This is a genomic window from Streptococcus sp. 20925_1_24 (assembly GCF_041432335.1).
Taxonomy (GTDB): Bacteria; Bacillota; Bacilli; order Lactobacillales; family Streptococcaceae; genus Streptococcus; species Streptococcus mitis_BM.
This window is the reverse complement of the sequence record NZ_JAPVZM010000004.1, coordinates 1-23874: the sequence shown is the minus strand read 5'-3', so window position 1 is coordinate 23874 and position 23874 is coordinate 1. Positions and strand designations below refer to the sequence as shown.

General features: G+C 42.3%; 21 protein-coding genes. 15 read left to right on the top strand and 6 right to left on the bottom strand.

Going from position 1 to position 23874, the window contains the following annotated elements; translation table 11 throughout:
• The first annotated feature begins 330 nt into the window (after positions 1–330).
• From O3650_RS03065 to O3650_RS03005, 13 genes are all read left to right on the top strand, one after another.
• Positions 331–1116, top strand: a complete 786-nt coding sequence (locus O3650_RS03065) for an enoyl-CoA hydratase (protein ID WP_101781564.1) — start codon at positions 331–333, stop codon at positions 1114–1116.
• Between the two features lie 91 nt (positions 1117–1207).
• Positions 1208–1642 carry a MarR family winged helix-turn-helix transcriptional regulator gene (locus O3650_RS03060; protein WP_023945587.1) on the top strand — a complete coding sequence of 145 codons (435 nt, stop codon included), beginning with the start codon at positions 1208–1210 and terminating at the stop codon, positions 1640–1642.
• A complete protein-coding gene (locus O3650_RS03055) occupies positions 1642–2616 on the top strand; it encodes a ketoacyl-ACP synthase III (protein WP_261074639.1) in 975 nt (324 codons plus the stop codon). The genes O3650_RS03060 and O3650_RS03055 overlap by 1 nt, the downstream gene beginning before the upstream one ends.
• 58 nt (positions 2617–2674) lie before the next feature.
• A complete protein-coding gene (locus tag O3650_RS03050) occupies positions 2675–2899 on the top strand; it encodes an acyl carrier protein (protein WP_000257838.1) in 225 nt (74 codons plus the stop codon).
• Positions 2900–3015: 116 nt separating this feature from the next.
• A complete protein-coding gene (fabK, locus tag O3650_RS03045; protein ID WP_101781562.1) occupies positions 3016–3990 on the top strand; it encodes an enoyl-[acyl-carrier-protein] reductase FabK in 975 nt (324 codons plus the stop codon).
• Positions 3983–4906, top strand: a complete 924-nt coding sequence (gene fabD / locus O3650_RS03040; RefSeq protein ID WP_261074640.1) for an ACP S-malonyltransferase — start codon at positions 3983–3985, stop codon at positions 4904–4906. The genes fabK and fabD overlap by 8 nt, the downstream gene beginning before the upstream one ends.
• A gap of 40 nt (positions 4907–4946) precedes the next feature.
• Entirely contained in the window at positions 4947–5678 is a 732-nt protein-coding gene (gene fabG, locus O3650_RS03035; RefSeq protein ID WP_261074641.1) for a 3-oxoacyl-[acyl-carrier-protein] reductase, read from the top strand.
• A 20-nt stretch (positions 5679–5698) separates the two neighbouring features.
• Positions 5699–6934, top strand: a complete 1236-nt coding sequence (gene fabF / locus O3650_RS03030; RefSeq protein ID WP_261074642.1) for a beta-ketoacyl-ACP synthase II — start codon at positions 5699–5701, stop codon at positions 6932–6934.
• A 2-nt stretch (positions 6935–6936) separates the two neighbouring features.
• A complete protein-coding gene (gene accB / locus O3650_RS03025; RefSeq protein WP_261074643.1) occupies positions 6937–7422 on the top strand; it encodes an acetyl-CoA carboxylase biotin carboxyl carrier protein in 486 nt (161 codons plus the stop codon).
• Entirely contained in the window at positions 7419–7841 is a 423-nt protein-coding gene (gene fabZ / locus O3650_RS03020; RefSeq protein ID WP_050129038.1) for a 3-hydroxyacyl-ACP dehydratase FabZ, read from the top strand. Before accB ends, fabZ begins: the two co-directional genes overlap by 4 nt.
• Positions 7842–7852: 11 nt before the next feature.
• Entirely contained in the window at positions 7853–9220 is a 1368-nt protein-coding gene (gene accC / locus O3650_RS03015) for an acetyl-CoA carboxylase biotin carboxylase subunit (protein WP_172934073.1), read from the top strand.
• Between the two features lie 36 nt (positions 9221–9256).
• Positions 9257–10123, top strand: a complete 867-nt coding sequence (accD, locus tag O3650_RS03010; protein WP_371491573.1) for an acetyl-CoA carboxylase, carboxyltransferase subunit beta — start codon at positions 9257–9259, stop codon at positions 10121–10123.
• Positions 10120–10887, top strand: a complete 768-nt coding sequence (locus O3650_RS03005; RefSeq protein WP_064276626.1) for an acetyl-CoA carboxylase carboxyl transferase subunit alpha — start codon at positions 10120–10122, stop codon at positions 10885–10887. The genes accD and O3650_RS03005 overlap by 4 nt, the downstream gene beginning before the upstream one ends.
• A 207-nt stretch (positions 10888–11094) precedes the next feature.
• Here O3650_RS03005 and nusB read toward each other — a convergent pair whose 3' ends face one another.
• The 6 genes from nusB to gatC form a co-directional block, all read right to left on the bottom strand.
• A complete protein-coding gene (gene nusB, locus O3650_RS03000; protein WP_203176686.1) occupies positions 11095–11520 on the bottom strand; it encodes a transcription antitermination factor NusB in 426 nt (141 codons plus the stop codon).
• Positions 11513–11902: an Asp23/Gls24 family envelope stress response protein gene (locus O3650_RS02995; protein WP_000536307.1), complete on the bottom strand. Its 390-nt coding sequence runs from the start codon at positions 11900–11902 to the stop codon at positions 11513–11515. The genes nusB and O3650_RS02995 overlap by 8 nt, the downstream gene beginning before the upstream one ends.
• A gap of 21 nt (positions 11903–11923) precedes the next feature.
• Positions 11924–12484 carry an elongation factor P gene (gene efp / locus O3650_RS02990; RefSeq protein ID WP_000568643.1) on the bottom strand — a complete coding sequence of 187 codons (561 nt, stop codon included), beginning with the start codon at positions 12482–12484 and terminating at the stop codon, positions 11924–11926.
• A 130-nt stretch (positions 12485–12614) separates the two neighbouring features.
• Positions 12615–14057, bottom strand: a complete 1443-nt coding sequence (gene gatB / locus O3650_RS02985; protein ID WP_261074644.1) for an Asp-tRNA(Asn)/Glu-tRNA(Gln) amidotransferase subunit GatB — start codon at positions 14055–14057, stop codon at positions 12615–12617.
• Positions 14057–15523 (bottom strand): Asp-tRNA(Asn)/Glu-tRNA(Gln) amidotransferase subunit GatA, encoded by a 1467-nt coding sequence (gatA, locus tag O3650_RS02980; protein WP_261074645.1) that lies wholly within the window; start codon positions 15521–15523, stop codon positions 14057–14059. Before gatA ends, gatB begins: the two co-directional genes overlap by 1 nt.
• A complete protein-coding gene (gene gatC, locus O3650_RS02975; RefSeq protein ID WP_000705419.1) occupies positions 15523–15825 on the bottom strand; it encodes an Asp-tRNA(Asn)/Glu-tRNA(Gln) amidotransferase subunit GatC in 303 nt (100 codons plus the stop codon). Before gatC ends, gatA begins: the two co-directional genes overlap by 1 nt.
• A gap of 212 nt (positions 15826–16037) precedes the next feature.
• Between gatC and O3650_RS02970 the strand changes: the two genes are divergently transcribed.
• A complete protein-coding gene (locus O3650_RS02970; protein ID WP_001025437.1) occupies positions 16038–17582 on the top strand; it encodes a peptide chain release factor 3 in 1545 nt (514 codons plus the stop codon).
• An 815-nt stretch (positions 17583–18397) separates the two neighbouring features.
• Positions 18398–23874 (top strand): accessory Sec-dependent serine-rich glycoprotein adhesin (locus O3650_RS02965; RefSeq protein WP_371491569.1); only part of this gene is annotated, 5477 nt, incomplete at its 3' end.

The following is a 23874-nucleotide window of genomic DNA, read 5'->3' as shown; positions in this document are numbered from 1 at the left end:
TCTAGTATAAAACGAGCCTTTCTAATCGGCTGAGACATTTTCAGTCGATTTTTTCTTGCTTTCAAGTTTTAAAAAAGATATACTTTGAAAATAAAATAATTTAATACTCAATGAAAATCAAAGAGCAAACTAGGAAGCTAGCCGTAGACTGCTCAAAGCACTGCTTTGAGGTTGTAAATAAGACTGACGAAGTCAGCTCAAAACACTGTTTTGAGGTTGTGGATAGAACTGACGAAGTCAGTAACCATACCTACGGCAAGGCGAAGCTGACGTGGTTTGAATTTGATTTTCGAAGAGTATAAACTGCTTATAAAATAAAAAGGAGTCCCGATGGAACACATTATTTATCAGCTTGAAGAGGACTTGGCAATCCTTACCTTGAATCGTCCTGAGGTCGCAAATGGTTTTCATATTTCTATGTGTGAGGAGATTTTAGAAGCTCTGACTTTGGCAGAAGAGGATCCGGCTGTGCATTTTGTCTTAATCAACGCGAATGGCAAAGTCTTCTCTGTTGGGGGAGATTTGGTAGAGATGAAGCGGGCAGTGGATGAGGATGATATTCCATCATTGACAAAAATCGCAGAATTGGTCAATACTATTTCTTATAAAATCAAGCAAATAGCCAAACCTGTCTTGATGGAGGTTGATGGGGCTGTTGCAGGTGCCGCAGCGAATATGGCTGTTGCTGCGGATTTCTGTCTGGCAACGGATAAGGCTAAATTTATCCAAGCCTTTGTTGGCGTTGGTTTGGCTCCAGATGCAGGTGGGATTCACCTCTTGAGTCGTAGTATTGGTGTGACGCGTGCTGCTCAATTAGCCATGACAGGTGAGGCTTTGTCTGTAGAAAAAGCTTTAGAATGGGGGCTGGTTTACCGCGTCTGTGAAGCTGATAAACTTGAAAAGACGAGAGAACAGCTTCTTAAAAAATTGAGACGCGGGTCAGCTAATTCTTATGCTGCCATCAAGAAGTTGGTTTGGGAGAGCCAATTTAAAGATTGGCAAGATTATGCTGCTTTAGAACTGAACCTACAGGAATCACTAGCTCAAACAGAGGATTTCAAAGAGGGAGTTCGGGCTCATTCGGAGAGAAGGCGACCTAAATTTACTGGAAAATAAGAAAATACTTGCACTGTTCTTTGAAGTTTGATATAATTTTTTTGTCAAATGTTTTGATTGTAAAAGTTTTTTGAAAAGGAGGGAAAAGAGATTGGACTACCAACGAATTAATGAATATTTAACATCTATATTTAACAATGTCCTCGTCATTGAGGAAGTTAGCTTGAGGGGTAGTCGTTTCAAGGATATCTCCATCAAAGAAGTACATACAATCGATGTAATTGGAAAATTCCCAGATGTGACGCCAAGTCAAGTGTCGAAAGAGTTGATGGTGACTCTTGGGACGGTTACGACGAGTCTGAATAATCTTGAACGAAAGGGTTACATTGAACGCATTCGCTCAGAGCAGGATCGTCGTGTGGTGCATCTGCATTTGACAAAGAAGGGGCGCTTGGTTCATAGACTACATAAACGCTTCCACAAGGCCATGGTTGAAAAAATCATTGATGGTATGAGTAAGGAAGAAATTGATGTTATGAGCAAAGGGTTGACCAATCTTTATCAATTTTTGGAGGATTTGAAATAATGGCTTTTGCAAAAATAAGCCAGGTTGCTCATTATGTACCAGAGCAAGTGGTTACAAATCATGATTTAGCCCAGATTATGGATACCAATGATGAGTGGATTTCAAGTCGGACGGGAATACGACAAAGGCATATTTCAAGAACAGAATCTACTAGTGATTTGGCTACAGAGGTTGCTAAGAAACTGATGGCAAAAGCTGGAATCACAGGAGAGGAGTTGGATTTTATCATCCTAGCTACCATTACTCCAGATTCGATGATGCCCTCTACGGCTGCTCGTGTCCAAGCTAATATTGGTGCTAATAAGGCCTTTGCTTTTGACCTAACAGCTGCCTGCAGTGGATTTGTATTTGCCTTGTCAACTGCTGAAAAGTTTATCGCTTCTGGTCGCTTTCAAAAAGGCTTGGTGATTGGTAGTGAAACCCTGTCTAAAGCAGTCGATTGGTCGGACCGATCAACAGCTGTTTTGTTTGGAGATGGTGCTGGTGGTGTCTTGTTAGAGGCTAGCGATCAAGAGCATTTTTTGGCTGAGAGTCTCAATAGCGATGGAAGTCGCAGCGAGTGTCTGACCTATGGACATTCAGGCTTGCATTCTCCATTTTCAGATCAAGAAAATGCAGATTCATTTTTGAAGATGGATGGGCGCGCAGTTTTTGATTTTGCTATTCGAGATGTGGCCAAGTCTATCAAACAGACTATTGATGAGTCCCCTATAGAGGCGACAGACTTGGATTATCTGCTACTTCATCAGGCTAATGACCGTATCTTGGATAAGATGGCTAGAAAAATCGGTGTTGATCGAGCTAAACTTCCAGCCAATATGATGGAATATGGCAATACTAGTGCAGCCAGTATCCCGATTTTACTTTCAGAGTGTGTAGAACAAGGTCTCATCCCTTTAGATGGTAGCCAGACTGTTCTTCTATCAGGCTTCGGTGGAGGCTTGACATGGGGCACGCTCATTCTTACAATTTAGGTAATCATGTGGTGAACACATTGTTATAAAAAACTATTTATTTTAAAGGAGTCCTATCATGGCAGTATTTGAAAAAGTACAAGAAATTATCGTTGAAGAACTTGGAAAAGACGCATCAGAAGTAACACTTGAATCAACTTTTGATGATTTGGACGCAGATTCATTGGACTTGTTCCAAGTAATCTCAGAAATCGAAGATGCTTTTGATATCCAAATCGAAGCAGAAGATGACTTGAAAACAGTTGGTGACTTGGTTGCCTACGTTGAAGAGCAAACAAAATAAGCAGAATACAAATAGAAGGAGTAGGGAAACCCGCTCCCTCTTGTTTAGGCAATAGTTTGATTTTCAAATTATGACAGGATCGAACTATTACGTAAGCAAGAAACGATGGAGGCACTATGAAGACGCGTATTACAGAATTATTGAATATTGATTATCCTATCTTTCAAGGAGGAATGGCCTGGGTTGCTGATGGTGATTTGGCAGGGGCTGTTTCCAAGGCTGGCGGACTAGGCATTATCGGTGGGGGGAATGCCCCTAAAGAAGTTGTCAAGGCAAATATTGATAAAATCAAATCATTGACTGATAAACCCTTTGGTGTCAACATCATGCTCTTGTCTCCCTTTGTGGAAGATATTGTAGATCTCGTTATCGAGGAAGATGTTAAGGTAGTAACAACAGGCGCAGGAAATCCTGGTAAATACATGGAACGCTTCCATGAAGCAGGGATTACAGTTATTCCTGTTGTACCAAGTGTTGCCCTAGCTAAACGCATGGAAAAAATCGGTGCGGACGCTGTTATTGCAGAAGGAATGGAAGCTGGGGGGCATATCGGTAAATTAACAACCATGACCTTGGTGCGTCAGGTTGCTGCTGCTGTATCGATTCCTGTTATTGCTGCAGGAGGGATTGCGGATGGTGAAGGTGCTGCGGCTGGATTTATGCTAGGTGCGGAAGCTGTTCAGGTTGGAACGCGTTTTGTCGTTGCAAAAGAGTCTAATGCCCATCCAAATTATAAGGCGAAAATTTTAAAAGCTAGAGATATTGATACTACGATTTCAGCTCAACACTTTGGGCATGCAGTTCGAGCTATTAAAAACCAATTGACTCGTGATTTTGAAAAAGCTGAGAAAGATGCCTTTAAACAAGAAAATCCAGATTTGGAAATTTTTGAACAAATGGGAGCAGGTGCCCTAGCCAAAGCGGTTGTTCACGGAGATGTGGATGGTGGATCTGTTATGGCAGGTCAAATTGCGGGGCTTGTTTCCAAAGAAGAAACAGCTGAAGAAATCCTAAAAGATTTGTATTACGGAGCAGCTAAGAAAATTCAAGAAGAAGCCTCTCGTTGGGCAGGAGTTGTAAGAAATGACTAAAACAGCCTTTTTATTTGCTGGTCAAGGTGCCCAGTATCTAGGTATGGGACGGGATCTCTATGATCACTACCCTATTGTCAAAGAAACGATTGATCAAGCGAGTCAGGTACTTGGTTATGATTTACGTCATCTCATTGATACGGAGGAAGAAAAACTCAATCAGACCCGCTATACGCAACCAGCTATTTTAGCGACTTCAGTTGCTATTTACCGTTTATTGCAAGAAAAGGGTTATCAGCCTGATATGGTTGCTGGTTTGTCTCTTGGAGAATACTCTGCCTTGGTAGCCAGTGGCGCCTTGGATTTTGAAGATGCGGTTGCCTTGGTAGCTAAGCGTGGATCCTATATGGAAGAAGCGGCCCCTGCTGGTTCTGGCAAGATGGTAGCAGTTCTCAATACGCCAGTAGAGGTCATTGAGGAAGCCTGTCAAAAAGCTGCTGAACTTGGAGTGGTTACTCCAGCCAACTATAATACACCTGCACAAATTGTGATTGGTGGAGAAGTGGTTGCAGTTGATCGAGCTGTCGAACTCTTGCAGGAAGCTGGAGCTAAACGCTTGATTCCTCTCAAGGTTTCAGGACCCTTTCATACTGCTCTCCTTGAGCCTGCTAGCCAAAAACTAGCTGAAACTCTAGCTCAGGTAAGTTTCTCAGATTTCACTTGTCCCCTAGTCGGTAATACAGAAGCTGCAGTTATGCAAAAAGAAGACATTGCTCGACTTTTGACGCGTCAGGTCAAGGAACCAGTTCGTTTCTACGAAAGTATTGCGGTTATGCAAAAAGCAGGCATAACCAACTTTATAGAGATTGGACCGGGGAAAGTCTTGTCAGGCTTTGTCAAAAAAATTGATAAAACGGCTAAACTAGCCACTGTTGAAGATCAGGCGAGTTTGGAAGCTTTGCTAGAAAATAAGTAATCCCTTCTCCCATAAATACAAGAGGAAACAGGAGAAAAGAATGCAACTAGAAAATAAAAATATCTTTATTACAGGTTCGAGTCGTGGTATTGGTCTTGCCATCGCCCACAAGTTTGCTCAAGCAGGAGCCAACATCGTCTTAAACAGTCGTGGGTCTATCTCAGAAGAATTGCTCGCTGAGTTTTCAAACTATGGTGTCAAGGTAGTTCCCATTTCAGGAGATGTATCCGATTTTGCAGACGCTAAGCGTATGGTTGATCAAGCTATTGTAGAGCTGGGTTCAGTAGATGTTTTGGTCAACAATGCAGGGATTACCCAAGATACCCTGATGCTCAAGATGACAGAAGCGGATTTTGAAAAAGTGCTCAAGGTTAACTTGACTGGCGCTTTTAACATGACACAATCAGTCTTAAAACCGATGATGAAAGCTAGAGAAGGTGCTATCATTAATATGTCTAGTGTTGTTGGTTTGATGGGAAATATTGGTCAGGCTAACTATGCGGCTTCTAAGGCTGGCTTGATTGGTTTTACCAAGTCTGTGGCGCGTGAAGTGGCCAATCGCAATATCAGGGTTAATGCTATCGCACCGGGAATGATTGAGTCCGATATGACAGCTGTTCTATCAGACAAGGTAAAAGATGCCATGCTAGCGCAAATTCCTATGAAAGCATTTGGGCAGGCAGGACAGGTTGCAGATTTGACAGTATTTTTAGCAGGCCAAGATTATCTAACTGGTCAAGTGGTTGCCATTGATGGTGGCTTAAGTATGTAGCAGAAGCTAGAGGTGAAAAGATGAAACTAAATCGCGTAGTAGTAACAGGTTATGGAGTAACATCTCCAATCGGAAATACACCAGAAGAATTTTGGAGTAGTTTGACAAATGGAAAAATCGGAATTGGTCCAATTACAAAATTTGATCATAGTGACTTTGATGTGCATAATGCAGCAGAAATCCAAGATTTTCCTTTTGATAAATACTTTGTTAAGAAAGATACCAATCGTTTCGATAACTATTCTTTATATGCCTTGTATGCAGCCCAAGAAGCCGTTAATCATGCAGGTCTTGATGTGGAGACTCTTGATAAAGATCGTTTTGGTGTTATCGTTGCCTCTGGTATTGGTGGAATCAAGGAAATTGAAGATCAAGTGCTTCGACTCCATGACAAAGGACCAAAACGTGTGAAACCATTGACCCTTCCAAAAGCCTTGCCAAATATGGCTTCAGGAAATGTTGCCATGCGTTTTGGAGCAAACGGTGTTTGTAAATCCATCAATACTGCCTGTGCTTCATCAAATGACGCGATTGGGGATGCTTTCCGCTCAATTAAGTTTGGTTTCCAAGATGTTATGTTGGTAGGTGGTTCAGAAGCCTCTATCACACCTTTTGCTATTGCTGGTTTCCAAGCCCTAACAGCTCTCTCTACTACAGAGGATCCAACTCGTGCTTCTATTCCATTTGATAAGGACCGTAATGGTTTTGTCATGGGTGAAGGTTCAGGGATGTTGGTTCTTGAAAGTCTTGAACACGCGGAAAAACGTGGGGCTACTATCCTTGCCGAAGTAGTTGGTTACGGAAATACTTGTGATGCCTACCACATGACTTCACCACATCCAGAAGGTCAGGGAGCTATCAAGGCCATCAAATTAGCCTTGGAAGAAGCTGAGATTTCCCCAGAGCAAGTAGCCTATGTCAATGCTCACGGAACGTCAACTCCTGCTAATGAAAAAGGAGAAAGTGGTGCGATCGTAGCTGTTCTTGGTAAGGAAGTGCCTGTATCATCAACCAAATCATTCACAGGACATTTGCTGGGTGCTGCAGGCGCGGTAGAAGCTATCGTCACAATCGAAGCCATGCGTCATAACTTTGTACCAATGACAGCTGGGACAAGCGAAGTATCAGACTATATAGAAGCCAATGTCGTTTATGGACAAGGCTTGGAGCAAGAAATTCCATACGCTATTTCAAATACTTTTGGTTTTGGTGGCCACAATGCAGTTCTTGCTTTCAAACGTTGGGAGAATGAATAACTATGAATTTAAACGATATTAAAGACTTGATGGCCCAATTTGACCAATCAAGTTTGAGAGAATTTTCTTATAAAAATGGGACGGATGAGTTACAGTTTAGCAAGAATGAAGCTAGACTCGTATCCGAAGTTGCAGCTCAAGTCGCTCCAGCGCCCGTTCTAGCAACACCAAGTCCAGTGGCTCCTACATCTGCTCCAGCAGAGCCTGTAGCAGAAGAAGTTCAAGCTCCAGCTGAAACAAGTGTAGCTGCTGAGGGAGATGTTGTAGAGAGCCCACTTGTTGGTGTGGCTTACTTGGCTGCTGGTCCAGATAAACCTGCCTTCGTTTCAGTTGGTGATAGTGTTAAAAAAGGCCAAACATTAGTTATTATCGAAGCCATGAAAGTCATGAATGAAATTCCAGCACCTAAGGATGGTGTGGTAACGGAAATTCTCGTTTCTAACGAAGAAATGGTTGAGTTTGGTAAAGGATTGGTACGTATCAAATGATCGATATTCAAGAAATTAAAGAAGCCCTTCCCCACCGTTATCCTATGCTCCTAGTGGACCGTGTGTTGGAAGTGAGCGAGGATACCATAGTTGCCATCAAAAATGTGACCATCAATGAGCCCTTCTTTAACGGTCATTTCCCTCAATATCCAGTTATGCCAGGTGTTCTGATCATGGAAGCATTGGCGCAAACAGCTGGTGTCTTGGAGTTGTCAAAACCTGAAAATAAGGGGAAACTGGTCTTTTACGCTGGTATGGACAAGGTTAAGTTCAAGAAGCAAGTTGTACCAGGCGACCAATTAGTTATGACGGCAACGTTTGTAAAACGTCGTGGCACGATTGCTGTGGTTGAAGCAAAGGCTGAAGTGGATGGCAAGCTTGCAGCTAGTGGTACTCTTACCTTTGCAATAGGGAACTAAGGAGGTTCTCTATGTTTCGAAAAATCTTAATTGCCAATCGTGGTGAAATTGCGGTTCGTATTATCCGTGCTGCGCGTGAACTGGGGATTGCGACGGTGGCGGTTTATTCAACTGCTGATAAGGAAGCCCTGCATACGCTTTTGGCAGATGAAGCAGTTTGTATCGGTCCTGGTAAGGCAACTGAGTCTTATCTCAATATTAATGCGGTTCTATCAGCTGCAGTCTTGACTGAGGCAGAAGCCATTCACCCAGGTTTTGGATTTCTCAGTGAAAATTCCAAATTTGCAACCATGTGTGAAGAGGTGGGGATTAAGTTTATCGGCCCATCTGGTCATGTCATGGATATGATGGGAGACAAAATCAATGCGCGTGCTCAGATGATAAAAGCAGGTGTGCCTGTCATTCCAGGTTCAGATGGAGAAGTGCATAACTCTGAGGAAGCTTTGATTGTTGCTGAAAAAATTGGCTACCCTGTTATGCTCAAGGCTTCAGCAGGTGGTGGCGGTAAAGGGATTCGTAAGGTTGAAAAACCAGAAGATCTTGTTTCAGCCTTTGAAACAGCCTCAAGTGAAGCTAAGGCCAATTATGGCAATGGTGCCATGTATATAGAACGGGTTATCTATCCAGCTCGTCACATCGAGGTTCAAATCCTAGGAGATGAACACGGAAATGTGATTCACTTGGGGGAACGGGATTGTTCTCTTCAACGAAATAACCAAAAGGTTTTGGAAGAAAGTCCTTCGATTGCAATCGGAAAAACGCTGCGTCATGAAATCGGTGCGGCTGCTGTTCGAGCTGCAGAGTCTGTTGGCTATGAGAATGCAGGAACCATTGAATTTCTTCTTGATGAAGCAAGTGGTAAATTCTATTTCATGGAAATGAATACACGTGTTCAGGTAGAGCATCCAGTAACAGAGTTTGTTTCAGGTGTGGATATCGTTAAGGAACAGATTCGCATTGCGGCAGGTCAGCCTCTGTCTGTTAAGCAAGAAGATATTGTCCTACGAGGTCATGCCATCGAGTGTCGGATCAATGCAGAAAACCCAGCCTTTAACTTTGCTCCTAGTCCAGGTAAGATTACTAATCTCTATCTGCCAAGTGGTGGAGTTGGCTTGCGCGTGGATTCAGCAGTTTATCCAGGCTATACCATTCCACCTTATTATGATAGTATGATTGCTAAAATCATCGTTCATGGAGAAAATCGTTTTGACGCCCTGATGAAAATGCAACGTGCCCTCTATGAATTAGAGATTGAAGGGGTGCAGACCAATGCAGATTTCCAGCTTGACCTCATTTCAGATCGCAATGTCATTGCTGGGGATTATGATACTTCCTTCTTGATGGAAACCTTTTTACCCAAGTATCAAGAAAAAGAATAAAATGACTTCAAGAGTTTAGACCGAAAAGGGGAATCAATGGCTCTATTTAGTAAAAAAGATAAGTATATTCGAATCAATCCCAATCGTTCGGTTAGGGAAAAACCTCAAGCTAAGCCAGAGGTTCCAGATGAATTATTTTCCCAGTGTCCGGGTTGTAAGCATACCATTTATCAGAAGGATCTGGGAAGTGAACGTATCTGTCCGCACTGTAGCTATACCTTTCGTATTTCTGCCCAAGAACGCTTGGCTTTGACGATTGATATGGGAACCTTCAAGGAATTGTTTACAGGGATTGAAAGCAAGGATCCCTTGCATTTCCCTGGTTATCAAAAGAAACTAGCAACTATGCGTGAAAAAACAGGTCTGGATGAAGCTGTTGTGACAGGAACAGCTCTTATAAAAGGTCAGACTGTGGCTCTTGGGATTATGGATTCTAACTTTATCATGGCTTCTATGGGTACGGTTGTAGGTGAGAAAATCACTCGCTTGTTTGAGTATGCGACTGTCGAAAAATTGCCAGTTACCCTCTTCATAGCCTCTGGTGGAGCCCGTATGCAGGAAGGAATCATGAGCCTCATGCAGATGGCCAAGATTTCTGCAGCGGTTAAACGGCATTCAAATGCTGGTCTCTTTTACCTGACCATTTTGACAGATCCAACGACAGGTGGTGTAACAGCTTCTTTCGCTATGGAAGGCGATATCATTTTAGCTGAACCACAGAGCTTGGTCGGTTTTGCTGGGCGTCGTGTCATTGAAAACACGGTTCGTGAAAGTTTGCCTGAGGATTTCCAAAAGGCAGAATTCCTATTGGAGCATGGATTTGTGGATGCTATCGTTAAAAGAAGAGACTTGCCAGATACGATTGCAAGCCTAGTCAGATTGCACGGAGGGAGTCCAAGATGAATATTGCAAAAATAGTCAGAGAAGCGCGTGAGCAGAGTCGCTTGACAACCTTGGACTTTGCGGCAGGCATTTTTGATGACTTTATCCAATTACACGGTGACCGTTCTTTTCGAGATGATGGTGCAGTTGTTGGTGGTATTGGCTGGCTTGGAGAGCAAGCTGTAACAGTGGTTGGTATCCAAAAAGGCAAGAGTTTACAAGATAACCTCAAGCGGAATTTTGGTCAACCGCATCCAGAAGGCTACCGTAAGGCCCTACGTTTGATGAAACAGGCTGAAAAGTTTGGTCGTCCAGTTGTGACCTTTATCAATACTGCAGGTGCTTATCCTGGTGTCGGAGCGGAAGAACGTGGACAGGGAGAAGCTATTGCTCGCAATCTCATGGAAATGAGTGACCTGAAAGTTCCGATTATCGCCATCATTATAGGTGAAGGTGGTTCAGGTGGGGCTCTGGCTCTAGCAGTCGCAGACCGTATTTGGATGCTGGAAAATTCTATCTATGCCATTCTCAGCCCAGAAGGCTTTGCTTCCATTCTATGGAAGGACGGAACTCGTGCCATGGAAGCAGCAGAGTTGATGAAAATCACATCACATGAACTGCTAGAAATGGACGTGGTAGACAAGGTGATTTCTGAAGCAGGACTTTCTAGTAAAGAACTGATTAAGAGTGTCAAAAAAGAACTCCAAGATGAGCTAGCTATACTTTTACAAAAACCGTTAGAAGAGTTGTTGGAAGAACGTTACCAACGATTTAGAAAATACTAATATAAAAACTAGAACTGACTGCCAGTTCTAGTTTTTATGTGCTTCTTATACTCAATGAAAATCAAAGAGCAAACTAGGAAACTAGCCGCAGGCTGTACTTGAGTACGGCAAGGCGACGTTGACGCGGTTTGAAGAGATTTTCGAAGAGTATTACTCTGTGCAGAGGGGAAAGTCAAAAAGTGCTTGGAAGACCAAACACCTTTTCGATTATTCATTTTCTTCAGTTACAAATTGGCTAAGCAGTCCGTTGATAAAGCGGGCTGATTTTTGATCTGAAAAATTCTTGGCAAGTTCAATAGCTTCATTGACTGCTACCAGCTGGGGTGTATCAAATGATGTAATTTCAAAGATACCCAAGCGTAGCAAGTTTTTTTCGACCAAGGTCAAGCGTTCAACTGTCCAGCCTGACTTGAGGTGCTGGTTGATTTGTTTATCCAACTCGTCTTTTTGAGCTTGAACGCCAGAAACCAAGTTCAAAAGAAAGGCAGGGATTTGCACATCTGCATCTTCACGGTCATGTGTGTAGGCAAAGTGACAAGCCGTTTCCATATCTGTACCGAATTCAAGGCTCATAAGAGCTTGAAAAGAGCATTTACGAAGTTCGCGTCTAGATTCTAATAATGGACTAGTCATTGAGGAAGTCCTCGTTAAATAAATCTTTCAACTCTGGTTTAGGTGTTTTATCTGGAACGATTCCTGTAACATGGATATTGACAGCAGAAAGTTCCACATCAGCCATATCATGGACAGCATCTTTGACCGCTTTTTGAATAGCAAGAGCAACTTTTGGTACTTTCACACCGTACTCAAGATAGAGGTAGATGTCAGCAGTTAGTTCTTCGTTGCTTTCTTTTAAGTAGACGCCACGACCAAGAGAGAGTTTTGATAGAGTATCAGATACGGATTTATTTGAAAATGAATGGACACCATCAACTTTAGCAGTTGCGATGGCAATGATTTTTTCAAGTACACGTGGAGCGATAACGATTTCGCCAAATTGTTCTTCAGTTCCCATAGAATGACCTCTTTCTAGAGATTAGGCACGAGAAACGTAAGTTCCTTCTGCAGTGTTGATGATCAATTTTTGTCCAGCTTCGATGAAGTCAGGAACGTTGACAACAAGTCCAGTTTCCATAGTTGCTGGTTTACCAGAACCTGTAACAGTAGCACCCTTGATAGATGGTTGTGTTTCAGCAACTGTCAATTCAACAGTAGTTGGTACAGTTACACCGATTACTTCAGTTCCGTAGAATTGGATTTTCACATCAGAGTTTTCAAGGATGTAAAGCAATTCATTTTCAACGTTTACGACTGGGATTTCGTATTGGTCGTAAGTTTCAGTGTTCATGAAGTAGGCAGTTTCATCCATTTTGTACAAGTATTGAGCTGGAACAGTCTCGATAATAGCTTGTTCGAATTTTTCTTCTGGACGGTAGCTTGTGTCAAAAGTAGAACCAGTACGGACATCACGTAATTTCATACGCATGATTGTGTTCCCTTTACCTGGTTTGTGATGGCTAGCTTCCAAAACGCGGATCAATTTTCCGTCTGCAGTTTCAAATGTCATACCAGCTTTCAATTTGCTTGCTTCAATCATGTTTTTACCTCTTTAATAAATATTATTACTCTTCATTTTACCATAAAATCTTCTGGAAATAAAGCCAAAATAGTTATTGGGACATGGTAGGAGCGAAAAAACCAACCTCAGGGCTGGTTTCTTTTACATATTAATCTTCTTTCAACTTCGCCAATTCCTGGGCAAGCAGCTTAAGGGCGACTTGTGGGTTGGCTTGGCCTTTGGTTGCTTTCATGAGGAAGCCTGTAAAGGCCTTGTCTGCATTACGTTTGCCTGATTTGAAGTCGGCAACGGCTGCTTCATTCTCTGCGAAGACTTGATGAATGATTGGAATTAGGACATCTGGATCTGAGATTTGGACCATACCTGCTTTTTCAACGTATTCACGCGCGCCACCGCCATTTTTAGCCAAGTGGACAAAGACTTTCTTGGCAATCTTAGAAGAGATAGTACCGTCTTCGATGATGGCAATCATTTCTACCAAGTTTTCTGGTGTCAATTCGATTTGTTCCAGCGTCTTACCTTCTGCGTTCAAGAATTGAGCGACTTCACCTTGGAGCCAGTTAGAGACTTGTTTAGCATCACCACCGAGGGCAACAGCTTTTTCAAAGAAGTCAGAAGTGACTTTATTTGCAGTCAACTGGCTAGCGTCATAGTCTGATAGACCAAGTTGAGATACGTAGCGAGCACGGCGTTCTTTTGGAAACTCTGGCAATTCAGTACGCATTTCCTCAATCCACTCGTCTGAGATTTCAAAGAGTGGTAGGTCGGGTTCTGGGAAGTAACGGTAGTCTGCAGCACCTTCTTTGACACGCATGAGGATGGTTGCCTTGTTAGCCTCATCGTAACGGCGTGTTTCTTGGCGGATTTGACCACCTGAGCGAAGGATTTCAGCTTGGCGTTGGACTTCGTATTCAAGACCTTTGCGAACGTTTGAGAAGGAGTTGAGGTTCTTCAATTCAGTCTTGGTACCGAATTTTTCTTGACCATAAGGGCGAAGGGAGATGTTGGCATCCACACGCATAGAACCTTCTTCCATCTTAACGTCAGAAATGTCAGCATACTGGATAACTTCCTTGAGTGCTGTCAGATAAGCATAGGCCTCCTCTGGCGAACGCATATCGGCTTCAGATACAATCTCAATCAAAGGTACCCCTTGGCGGTTGAGGTCAACGTAAGAGTAGCCGTCTGTACCGTGGGTGTTTTTACCAGCGTCTTCTTCTAGGTGGGCACGTTCGATACCGATTTTCTTAGTCGTACCGTCTTCTAGCTCGACTTCAATCCAGCCGTTGTAACCGATTGGCTCATCAAACTGAGAAATTTGGTAGGCTTTAGGATTATCAGGGTAGAAGTAGTTCTTGCGGTCAAAGTGCATCTTTTTGTGAATGTCCATATTGAGGGCAAGAGCAGCCTTGATACCGGCATCGACAACACCTTTATTGAGAACCGGAAGTACTCCTGGGAAAGACCAGTCAATTACGTTGGTGTTGGCATTTTGGTCATTTCCAAAGTGGGCAGAAGTAGGTGAGAAGATTTTTGAATTGGTGTTGAGCTCTACGTGGACTTCAAGTCCAATGACTGTTTCAAAGTTCATTAGTTATCACCTCCAAAAATCATGGGTTGTTGTTTGTGGTAGTCTGTTGTTGCTTCAAAGGCAGCAGCAACTTGGTAAATGGTTTCCTCAGAGTACTTAGGACCAATCAATTGCAGACCGACAGGTAGACCTTGAGAGAATCCAGCTGGAATCGAAATTCCTGGGAGACCAGCTAAGTTGACTGGGATGGTCAAGAGGTCAGCCAAGTACATGGCAACCGGGTCATGGTTGAGTGAATCCAAGTCATAGGCAACACTAGGAGCAGTTGGTCCCAAAATCAAGTCATAATCCGCAAAGACTTTTTCGAAATCTTGGATGATGAGGGTACGGACCTGTCCAGCTTTCTTGTAGTAGGCATCGTAGTAACCTGATGAAAGGCTGAATGTACCAAGCATGATACGACGTTTAACTTCTTCACCGAAACCTTGGCTACGGCTATTTACGTAGATTTCATCAAGATTAGTCGCATCTTCTGCGCGGTAGCCGTAACGGATACCGTCAAAACGTTGCAAGTTTGATGAAGCTTCAGATGAAGCGATGATGTAGTAAACGGCAACACCGTATTTTGAGTGAGGAAGGCTAACTTCTTCAACGATAGCACCCAATTTTTCAAAGTGCTTAGCAGCATTCAGAATGGTTTCCTTAACCTCTGGGTCAATCCCTTCACCAAGGTATTCCTTAGGCAAAGCGATTTTCATACCCTTGATGTCTTGGCCGATTTTTGAAGTAAAGTCGGCAATTCGGACAGGAGCAGAAGTAGAGTCTTTGGTATCTTCGCTGGCAATAGCGTTGAGCAAGAGAGCATTTTCCTTAACAGTCGGAGCAAAAGGTCCAATCTGGTCTAATGAGCTACCAAAGGCAATGAGACCGAAACGTGAAACTGTTCCGTAGGTTGGTTTGAGACCAACAATCCCGTTGAAGGCAGCAGGTTGGCGGATAGAACCACCAGTATCAGATCCAAGAGACAAACGGACTTGGCCTGAGGCTACGGCTGCGGCAGAACCACTTGATGATCCACCAGGAACCTTGCTGTGGTCCCAAGCATTTTTAGTGGCACCATAGTGTGAAGTCTCACCTGAACCACCCATGGCAAATTCGTCCATGTTGGTTTTTCCGACGACAATCATACCCTTGGCTTTTGCATTGGCAACCGCAGTCGCATCAAAGATAGGCTCGTAGTTGTAGAGCATTTTTGAGGCAGCAGTTGTGAGAATGCCGTCTGTAGAGATGTTATCCTTAACAGCAAGTGGAATTCCTGAAAGGACATTGTCAGCATCGATTCCAGCTTCATCAATGGCTTTAGCTTGAGCAAGAGCCTGGTCTTCAGCGATGGTGACGAAAGCGTTGATAGCTGTCTCGCGAGACTTGATATCTTCAAGTGTTGCTTGGGTTAATTCTGTTGCAGAAATTTCCTTAGAAACAAGGAGATTGTGCAAGTCTTCAATGGTTTTATTGTTGAAAGTCATTAGGCATCTCCTCCATCGTCTAGGATAGCTGGTACCTTGATATAGTAGTTGTCTTTTTCAGGTACGTTTTTAAACAAGCGATCACGGTCTGTTCCTTCTTCGGCCACATCAGGGCGGAGTACGGTCTTGCGGTCAGCCATAGTTGTAGTAGGTGCGACACCGGTTGTGTCAACTTCGCCCAGCAATTCAACCATGTCAACAATTTTAGACAAGGTTGTCGCAAAGGCAGCAGTTTCTTCTTCAGAGAATCTTAATTTTGAAAGATTGGCAACGTGTGTTACCTCTTCTTGCGTAATTTTCATCTTGCATCCTTTCGTGAAATGATGATTTTTAGTCTGTTCTATTTTACCATATTTTCCTATAAATAAGGGAGGGGGAGCTGAAAAGAAATAGAAATTGAAAAAAATGGCAAAATCCGATATAATGGAGTGTTGAAAGGAATGGTAAAATCCAATGTAGAAATCATTCTTAGCTATTGAAACAAGAAAAATAGAGAATCAAAGAAAGAGAACTTATGAATATTCAAGAAGAAATTAAGAAACGTCGTACCTTTGCCATCATCTCCCACCCTGACGCGGGGAAAACAACCATCACCGAGCAGTTGCTCTACTTTGGGGGCGAAATTCGTGAGGCTGGTACCGTAAAAGGAAAGAAAACAGGGACTTTTGCCAAGTCTGACTGGATGGATATCGAGAAGCAACGTGGGATTTCCGTTACTTCATCTGTTATGCAGTTTGACTACGATGGTAAGCGCGTGAATATCCTAGATACACCAGGGCATGAGGACTTTTCAGAAGATACCTATCGTACCTTGATGGCGGTGGATGCTGCGGTCATGGTCGTGGACTCTGCCAAGGGGATCGAGGCTCAAACCAAGAAATTGTTTGAGGTTGTGAAGCACCGTGGCATTCCAGTCTTTACCTTTATGAACAAGCTAGACCGTGATGGTCGTGAGCCGCTGGACCTCTTGCAAGAATTGGAAGAAGTTTTGGGCATTGCGAGCTATCCGATGAACTGGCCAATCGGGATGGGGAAAGCCTTTGAAGGCTTGTATGACCTCTATAACCAACGCTTGGAACTTTACAAGGGGGATGAGCGTTTTGCCAGTCTAGAAGATGGAGACAAGCTTTTTGGCAGCAATCCTTTCTATGAGCAAGTCAAGGATGATATTGAACTTTTAAATGAAGCTGGGAATGAGTTCTCAGAGGAAGCAATCCTTGCTGGAGAATTGACGCCTGTCTTCTTCGGTTCAGCCCTCACTAACTTTGGGGTGCAGACCTTCCTTGAGACCTTCCTTAAGTTTGCTCCTGAACCACATGGGCATAAGAAAACAGATGGCGAAATTGTGGATCCTTATGACAAGGATTTCTCAGGATTTGTCTTTAAAATCCAAGCCAACATGGACCCTCGCCACCGTGACCGTATTGCCTTTGTCCGTATCGTGTCAGGTGAATTTGAGCGTGGCATGAGTGTCAATCTGCCTCGTACTGGTAAGGGGGCTAAACTGTCGAATGTGACTCAGTTTATGGCGGAAAGTCGTGAGAATGTGACCAATGCTGTAGCAGGTGATATTATCGGGGTTTACGATACAGGTACTTATCAGGTTGGGGATACCTTGACAGTTGGAAAAAACAAGTTTGAATTTGAACCACTGCCAACCTTCACACCTGAAATTTTCATGAAAGTTTCTGCTAAGAATGTCATGAAGCAAAAATCCTTCCACAAGGGAATCGAGCAATTGGTTCAAGAAGGAGCCATTCAGCTTTATAAGAATTACCAAACAGGTGAGTATATGCTGGGTGCTGTAGGTCAACTTCAGTTTGAAGTCTTTAAACACCGTATGGAAGGCGAGTACAATGCGGAAGTGGTCATGAGCCCAATGGGTAAAAAGACTGTTCGTTGGATCAAGCCTGAGGACTTGGATGAACGGATGTCATCAAGCCGAAATATCTTAGCCAAAGACCGTTTCGACCAACCAGTCTTCCTCTTTGAGAATGACTTTGCCCTCCGCTGGTTTGCAGATAAGTATCCAGATGTAGAGTTGGAAGAAAAAATGTAACTCAGTGTCGTAATTTAACAACCGGTTTACCTAAATGCTTCGCTAGGCAGAGTCCGCGAATGATATCGCTTCGTAAAACTTTCCGTCGTAACGATTAGAAAGCTGTCTAGCGACCTGCTTTACTAACTTTGTGTAGATGGGTAAGCGCTGTGTAATTTTATCTACACGCCATTAATAAGAAAAGTCCAGGAATGCTATCAATTCTTGGGCTTTTTCCTTGTGGCGACTTGCAAGTTGACTTGCCAAGTTTGATGTCTTGGTCTTGAATCAGTAACTACTATTAGTGCTTTATCTAAATTTCTTATTAAGAAAATCCTGCGAATGTTATGGCATTGTGGAATTTTTTGTAAGGGTTAGTGAGTCTAGCTACTTGACTTTCTAATAGTCAATTAAAATCAAAGTAAACCTTTTTTCTTGCCAGCCTGCTCGAAAAATATCCTAGTTAAACTATATATTTTGAAATTTACTATCTCTTAATTTTAATGAAAGTAGCGAAGGGTTCCTTGAATAACATACAATATATATGTCTATGCGAAGAAAAATGATGCTCTTTTTGATTTTAGATAAGCATCACGCATTCGTCGGCAAAAATAATGGATTTCTCTTTTTTATAGCCCAGTCAATGAGGGATTCGGTTTGATAGTATATTAACTGTAGTTGTCAATGGAACCTCCATGAAAAATCAAGCAGAAAATGCTTTTTTTTTTTTAGCAAAATACACTACAAAATAAGTTGACTTAATATAACGATTTGTGTATAATAGGAACCGATTGCATTAAGCTAACTACTGTAGCACTTTTTGGAGGAAAAAATAAATGTTTTTCAGACGTCAAAAGGGTCAATATCGCGAAACTGATCGTGTGACTCGGTATAAATTGATTAAATCCGGTAAGCATTGGTTGAGAGCCTCAACCTCTCTTTTTGGCTTGTTCAAGGTTTTGCGTGGTGGTGTAGATACTACTCAAGTGATGACCGAAGTAGTAGAAGACCAAACAAATCAAGCCATTACAGGTCTTGATATTATAAGAGGTATTGCAGCAACAGGTGCCGTATTAGGTGGGGCTGTTGCTACTCAGACAAAAGTTTTTGCAAACGAAGCGGTAGCTCTTGAAAAAACGTTAGATAGTTCAGATGCTCTAGCAACGCATGATACAGTTGTTCTTGGCACAACTGCAAAAGTAGATGCTGAAAATTCGGCAAGTCAGTCTCATTCAGTAAGTGGGAGTGTATCTAGTTCAGAATCAGTTTCCACTAGTCTATCAGCTAGTGTTAGTTCTTCTGCTAGTATGTCAACAAGTGCTTCAGAAAGCGCATCAACTTCTGCTAGTGCCTCAGCAAGTACCTCTGTAAGCGCTAGTCAGTCGATGGTGGCTTCAGTCAATAGTGAACGTTCTACTACTGCTTCTGAGACTTCTGAAGAAGCAGACTCTGTGTCAAAAGAGAGTCAGTTGGCTAAAGAAGGGTTATCTACCTCTAAGCTAGGTGCTCCTGTATTGGCATCAGCTAAATTGGAAAAAGGTTTGGATGATACGAATGCAGAAATAAGTAGTTTGGCAGGAGTGACTGCTGGTGCCATAGCAACATCGGAAGTTTCAGCTAAACAACAGGATGAAAATCGTAAGAAACTTACGAAACTTTCAGCTGAAATGGGTGAGTACCTAGCAAAAGCGGTCGGTCTACCTAATAGTGATGCAGCTATAGCGAAAGTGAACGCTGCGGTGACTGCTATCGAGGCAGCCCTTGCTAATCCTAAGGCAGATTTGACAGAAACTGTAAAACTAGCGACCTCTGCTCGTAATTCGATTGCTAATACTGTGTTGAGAGTCAATTCAGGTGCGCGTGATATACGGAATGGCAAACCAATGTTTCGTGGCAGTTCGTTTAGAGCAAGCTGGAGAGAAGCACAGTCAGATGGACGAATAACTGTTAGTCAACCTCGGATTGATTTCGATAGAAATACTGGTATTGCTACATATACAATGTCAGTGGATTCTAGAACACCATTATCACATATTGGTGTTAAAATCGATGTTGGTAAAGGAGGCCATGTTCAAAGTGCTACTTATAACGGAAATAACATGGATAAGACTTATGCTAGAGGGTCTGAAATTGTTTATAGTTATAGGCATGGTGCTGAAAGACAATTGGATGGAACTATTGTCGTAAAGGTTAAATACGATAAAAACGTCTCAACAGCTACAGCAAATATGCAGGTTCAGACAAGTTCTGCTCCAGTGTATCAAGACACTCCAGGGAACGCATCAACTGTACAACCGATCAGTTTTTCAACAGGATATAGACAGCAAGTTACTAGTACTAGTCAAGGGTCAAAACTTCGATTTCAGATAGCGGACATATACAAAGAAGTCTTTAATGGAGATACTATTAATGATACGATATCTGCAATTTGGGATGGGAAAATGCCCATCAAGAAGTTTAATATAGAGAATAGGAATGTTATCCCAGGTATAGAGTACTTAGGACCTCGAAATGATGAGGGATTAGGAGCTAAACAAGTTAATACTACATTAAGAGGGATAATTGGTGGGAATAACGCGTCTGCAGAAGTTGGAAAAACTTATATTTACCGCTTCGCTACAGAGGATGTTGCCAAAAAGCAAGCTGCTGAAAATATTGGTTACTATATCAAAGGTTTTAATGAACGCCATGATATTCAAAGTGGCGATATTGTTCAAGTTTCCGATTTGAACCATTTAACACCTGATGAAGTGAAGGAAGTTTATAATAAATTTATTAAAAATTCACATAATTCAACAGATTTGCAAAAAAATGGGGATATTGCTCCAGATGTATCAAAAGGTCAAGTGATTACAAATGCAGATGGAAGTATTACATTATCTTATCCCGGTACTAAATCTAAAATTGATGTTGCAACAGATGGTACAATAACGGTTACTTATCGTGATGGTTCTACAAGTACAATCGATGCAACCTTAGAAAAAGAAAAAGAAATTCCTGACGTTTCTGTATCGGTTACACGTGATGGTGGAAAGACTGTTGCTCCAGAAAAAGGTAGCGATGGTAACAATTATTACTACATCTATGCGGGTGATGATTTCACAGTCAATATGACTGCGACCGATAATAAGGGCAAATTGAGAGAATTTAAACTTGTTCCAGAATCAGATAATTTCAGACCTGCTGAAGAGATGGCTAGAAATATATTTGGAGACGCTAGATATGGTACAGGTTCGGCTACTTCTCTTTCAGATCCGAATGGCGAAATCGTTGCGACTACATCTAGTCCTGCTCATATTACTGCTACGGGTCACCTAAAAGATGATTTACCCTTTGCTACAGGGAATCATTGGCGTAGAAATGCTGTTGCAACAGATAAGGCTGGAAACTATACGCAAGCTGGTGATTTGAATAAAGGGAATTTCTTTATCAAGCAACGTGCCTTGAACGAACGTTATAAGTATGAACCAGAATTCGCTATAAAAAATCCTGACTTCACGCCTGTTGTGGATAAGAATAATCTAACACCTGATGAGAAAAATGCTGTTAAAGTTGCTATCTATGCCAAAAATGACAAGGCAACTCATCGTATCGATGATATTGAAGTTCAGCCAGATGGAACAGCGACGATTATTTACAAAGATACCACACGTAGTAATCCAATTCTACCGTCAGTAACAGTTAATGAACGTCCTAAGTTAGTCATTCTTTATGACAATCAGGCAACAAAAGAAATTTATCTTTATCGTAGTGAGCCGGTCAATATTACCCTAAAAGCTACGGATGATTCAGGAAACATCAATTCATTGAAGCTTACTAAAGTTAATGGAAGCGAGGATGGCGCTGGTAATGGAACTGCTACTAACTATGGTGGTTTTACAGGGGTAACACGCTCTAATACCATCAATTCTACGACAAACCAAGCTAATGCCACGATTACCTTGACAGGTACTCTGGATAAAGGTTTGAGAAGTGGACAATATACTGAACGTAAACTTGTAGCTACAGATAACCAGAATACATCAAATAAAACTGATAATAACGAAGGTTATGTTAAGTTTGTTGTCAAGGATCAAACTGAGAAGTATACTGCGGTTGCTAAAGTGGATACGCTTTATACTTATGTTGGTGAAAGAGCTAACGATTTGAATAATGCAGCTAATTTTGTTCAACTTAAAGGTGGAAAAGCTTTACCAGCAGATGCAACGGTTACCTGGAAGACTGCTATTGATAATTCGACTGCTGGAACAAAGAGTGCTGTTGCACGTGTCACATATTCGGATGGTTCGTTTGATGATGTAACGGTTAATTATCATGTCTATCCAAAGATTGAGGCAAAAACCGCGAACGGAGTCACAGGCAAGTTCTTTGCGTTTAAAGGAACGAAAGGAGCTAATCTCAGTAGAGTCGACGGAGGTTGGGCTAATCCGTATGGTAGAGATATAGAGGGATATACAAATCTAAATGATTTGAAGGCCAACAGTGATGTTAAATGGTTCTATAAGTATCGTTTAAATGGTACAGGTGAAGAAAAGGTAACCGCTGTTGGAAAAGAAAAATTTGGTGAAGTATGGTATACAACCAAGGAGGAATCAAAGTGGCCGGATCCTGTAAGTCACAAGACGACTTATACTGTGACGGCCGTCTATCCAACAGGTCGCTTTGGAGCTGAGTCGGATCCTGCTCGTGCTTTGAAGAGCGAGACAACTTTTGAGTACACAGTAGTTGATCCGGTAGCTAAGAAAGTTTATGAGACAACAGTCGGGAAAACAGATTCTTTGGAGGGTATTATTGATAACCCAGGCAACGCAATAAAAGACTCTGCTTCGGTTCCGATGCCTAGTGGTCCAGAGCCAGCTACTACAACCACTTATGCTTGGGTAACAACTCCAAGTGTTGCTAATCCAGGTGTTTATACTCATAATGTTAAAGTTACCTTGCCAAAAGGAGCTCAAACTGCGGATAATAGTCATGCAATCGTCCCTGTAACCATCAAAGTTAGACCAAACCCACCAAAAATCGCGGATGATCAAGTGAAGCTACAAGGAGGTCTGCCGAATCGTAGTATTACAGTTACAGATGTAATACCAGGAGCAACAGTCACTTTAACCATTGGTACCGAAACCTTTACTAAAACATCTACTGGGACAAGTGTGACATTTGGACCGTCTGATTTAAAACGGATTACTGATACCAATAATGGCTTGTTGCCTACAGGCGATGTAACGGTTAAACAAGAGAAAGTTGTAACGACTCCTGCTGGAGGCACAGAGACTCTTACTTCTGACCTAACTTCTACGAGTATTACTAAAGAAAATGTAGCACCAACTGTTACTTACACTATTAAGGTTAATGGAAAAGTACCGGAAAAAAATAGCGCAGGGCTTTATAAATTCTATGCAGGAGATAAGATTGAGGTAACCTTTACTGGTAAAGATAATAGTGGTAAACTTGCTTCATTGAAAATGCAAGGGAATGGTAAGGACTTAACAGATTTCTTTGAAGGTAGAAGTGAATGGGGTAGTGGTAATATTTCAAATATTACTACAACGACTAGTGATGATCGTACGACTATTACTGTGACAGCTACTGCAAATAGTAATCTTACTTATAAAGATTCTAATAAATGGAATCGTCAGGTTGAGGCGACTGATCCAAGTGGGAATAAGACTTCTGAGAACTTTGGAGTCCAGCAGGATAAATTGGAAAACTTATTCAAGAAACCGGCAATCGCTGTTACTGAAGTGAAGAATAAGAATGCTTTAACGGATGCTGATAAAGAAAAAGTTAAAGAAGAAATTAGAAAAGCTCATGATAATGTGATTCCAAACGGTCGCGATCGTATTTCAAGTATTGAAGTGGCTCCTGATGGTGTTGCAACGGTCTACTATAAGGATAATGCTAAAGTAGCGTCTGGTAGACAACCGTATGCACCAACTGTTTATAACCAAGATAAAACAGTTTCTGACAAAGTATATAAATCAGAATCAGCTTCAGCAAGCACAAGTGCATCAGCCTCGGCAAGTACAAGCGCGTCGGCTTCGGCATCAACCAGCGCATCGGCTTCGGCATCAACCAGCGCATCAGTTTCAGCATCGACAAGTGCGTCAGCTTCAGCAAGTACAAGCGCGTCGGCTTCAGCAAGCACATCAGCTTCTGAGTCAGCATCAACAAGTGCATCGGCCTCAGCAAGCACTAGCGCGTCAGTCTCAGCGTCAACAAGTGCGTCGGCCTCAGCAAGCACTAGCGCGTCAGCTTCAGCAAGTACAAGTGCATCGGCTTCAGCATCAACCAGCGCATCAGCTTCAGCAAG

Excerpts from the sequence above, each read along its gene's own strand:
- O3650_RS03050 (WP_000257838.1), top strand. The coding sequence starts at position 2,675 with ATGGCAGTATTTGAAAAAGTACAAGAAATTATCGTTGAAGAACTTGGA.
- gatA (WP_261074645.1), bottom strand. The coding sequence starts at position 15,523 with ATGACTTTCAACAATAAAACCATTGAAGACTTGCACAATCTCCTTGTT.
- efp (WP_000568643.1), bottom strand. The coding sequence starts at position 12,484 with ATGATTGAAGCAAGCAAATTGAAAGCTGGTATGACATTTGAAACTGCA.
- O3650_RS03005 (WP_064276626.1), top strand. The coding sequence starts at position 10,120 with ATGAATATTGCAAAAATAGTCAGAGAAGCGCGTGAGCAGAGTCGCTTG.
- nusB (WP_203176686.1), bottom strand. The coding sequence starts at position 11,520 with ATGACTAGTCCATTATTAGAATCTAGACGCGAACTTCGTAAATGCTCT.
- O3650_RS03055 (WP_261074639.1), top strand. The coding sequence starts at position 1,642 with ATGGCTTTTGCAAAAATAAGCCAGGTTGCTCATTATGTACCAGAGCAA.
- accD (WP_371491573.1), top strand. The coding sequence starts at position 9,257 with ATGGCTCTATTTAGTAAAAAAGATAAGTATATTCGAATCAATCCCAAT.
- accB (WP_261074643.1), top strand. The coding sequence starts at position 6,937 with ATGAATTTAAACGATATTAAAGACTTGATGGCCCAATTTGACCAATCA.
- O3650_RS03065 (WP_101781564.1), top strand. The coding sequence starts at position 331 with ATGGAACACATTATTTATCAGCTTGAAGAGGACTTGGCAATCCTTACC.
- fabG (WP_261074641.1), top strand. The coding sequence starts at position 4,947 with ATGCAACTAGAAAATAAAAATATCTTTATTACAGGTTCGAGTCGTGGT.
- fabD (WP_261074640.1), top strand. The coding sequence starts at position 3,983 with ATGACTAAAACAGCCTTTTTATTTGCTGGTCAAGGTGCCCAGTATCTA.
- fabZ (WP_050129038.1), top strand. The coding sequence starts at position 7,419 with ATGATCGATATTCAAGAAATTAAAGAAGCCCTTCCCCACCGTTATCCT.
- gatC (WP_000705419.1), bottom strand. The coding sequence starts at position 15,825 with ATGAAAATTACGCAAGAAGAGGTAACACACGTTGCCAATCTTTCAAAA.
- fabK (WP_101781562.1), top strand. The coding sequence starts at position 3,016 with ATGAAGACGCGTATTACAGAATTATTGAATATTGATTATCCTATCTTT.
- fabF (WP_261074642.1), top strand. The coding sequence starts at position 5,699 with ATGAAACTAAATCGCGTAGTAGTAACAGGTTATGGAGTAACATCTCCA.
- accC (WP_172934073.1), top strand. The coding sequence starts at position 7,853 with ATGTTTCGAAAAATCTTAATTGCCAATCGTGGTGAAATTGCGGTTCGT.
- O3650_RS02970 (WP_001025437.1), top strand. The coding sequence starts at position 16,038 with ATGAATATTCAAGAAGAAATTAAGAAACGTCGTACCTTTGCCATCATC.
- gatB (WP_261074644.1), bottom strand. The coding sequence starts at position 14,057 with ATGAACTTTGAAACAGTCATTGGACTTGAAGTCCACGTAGAGCTCAAC.
- O3650_RS02995 (WP_000536307.1), bottom strand. The coding sequence starts at position 11,902 with ATGGGAACTGAAGAACAATTTGGCGAAATCGTTATCGCTCCACGTGTA.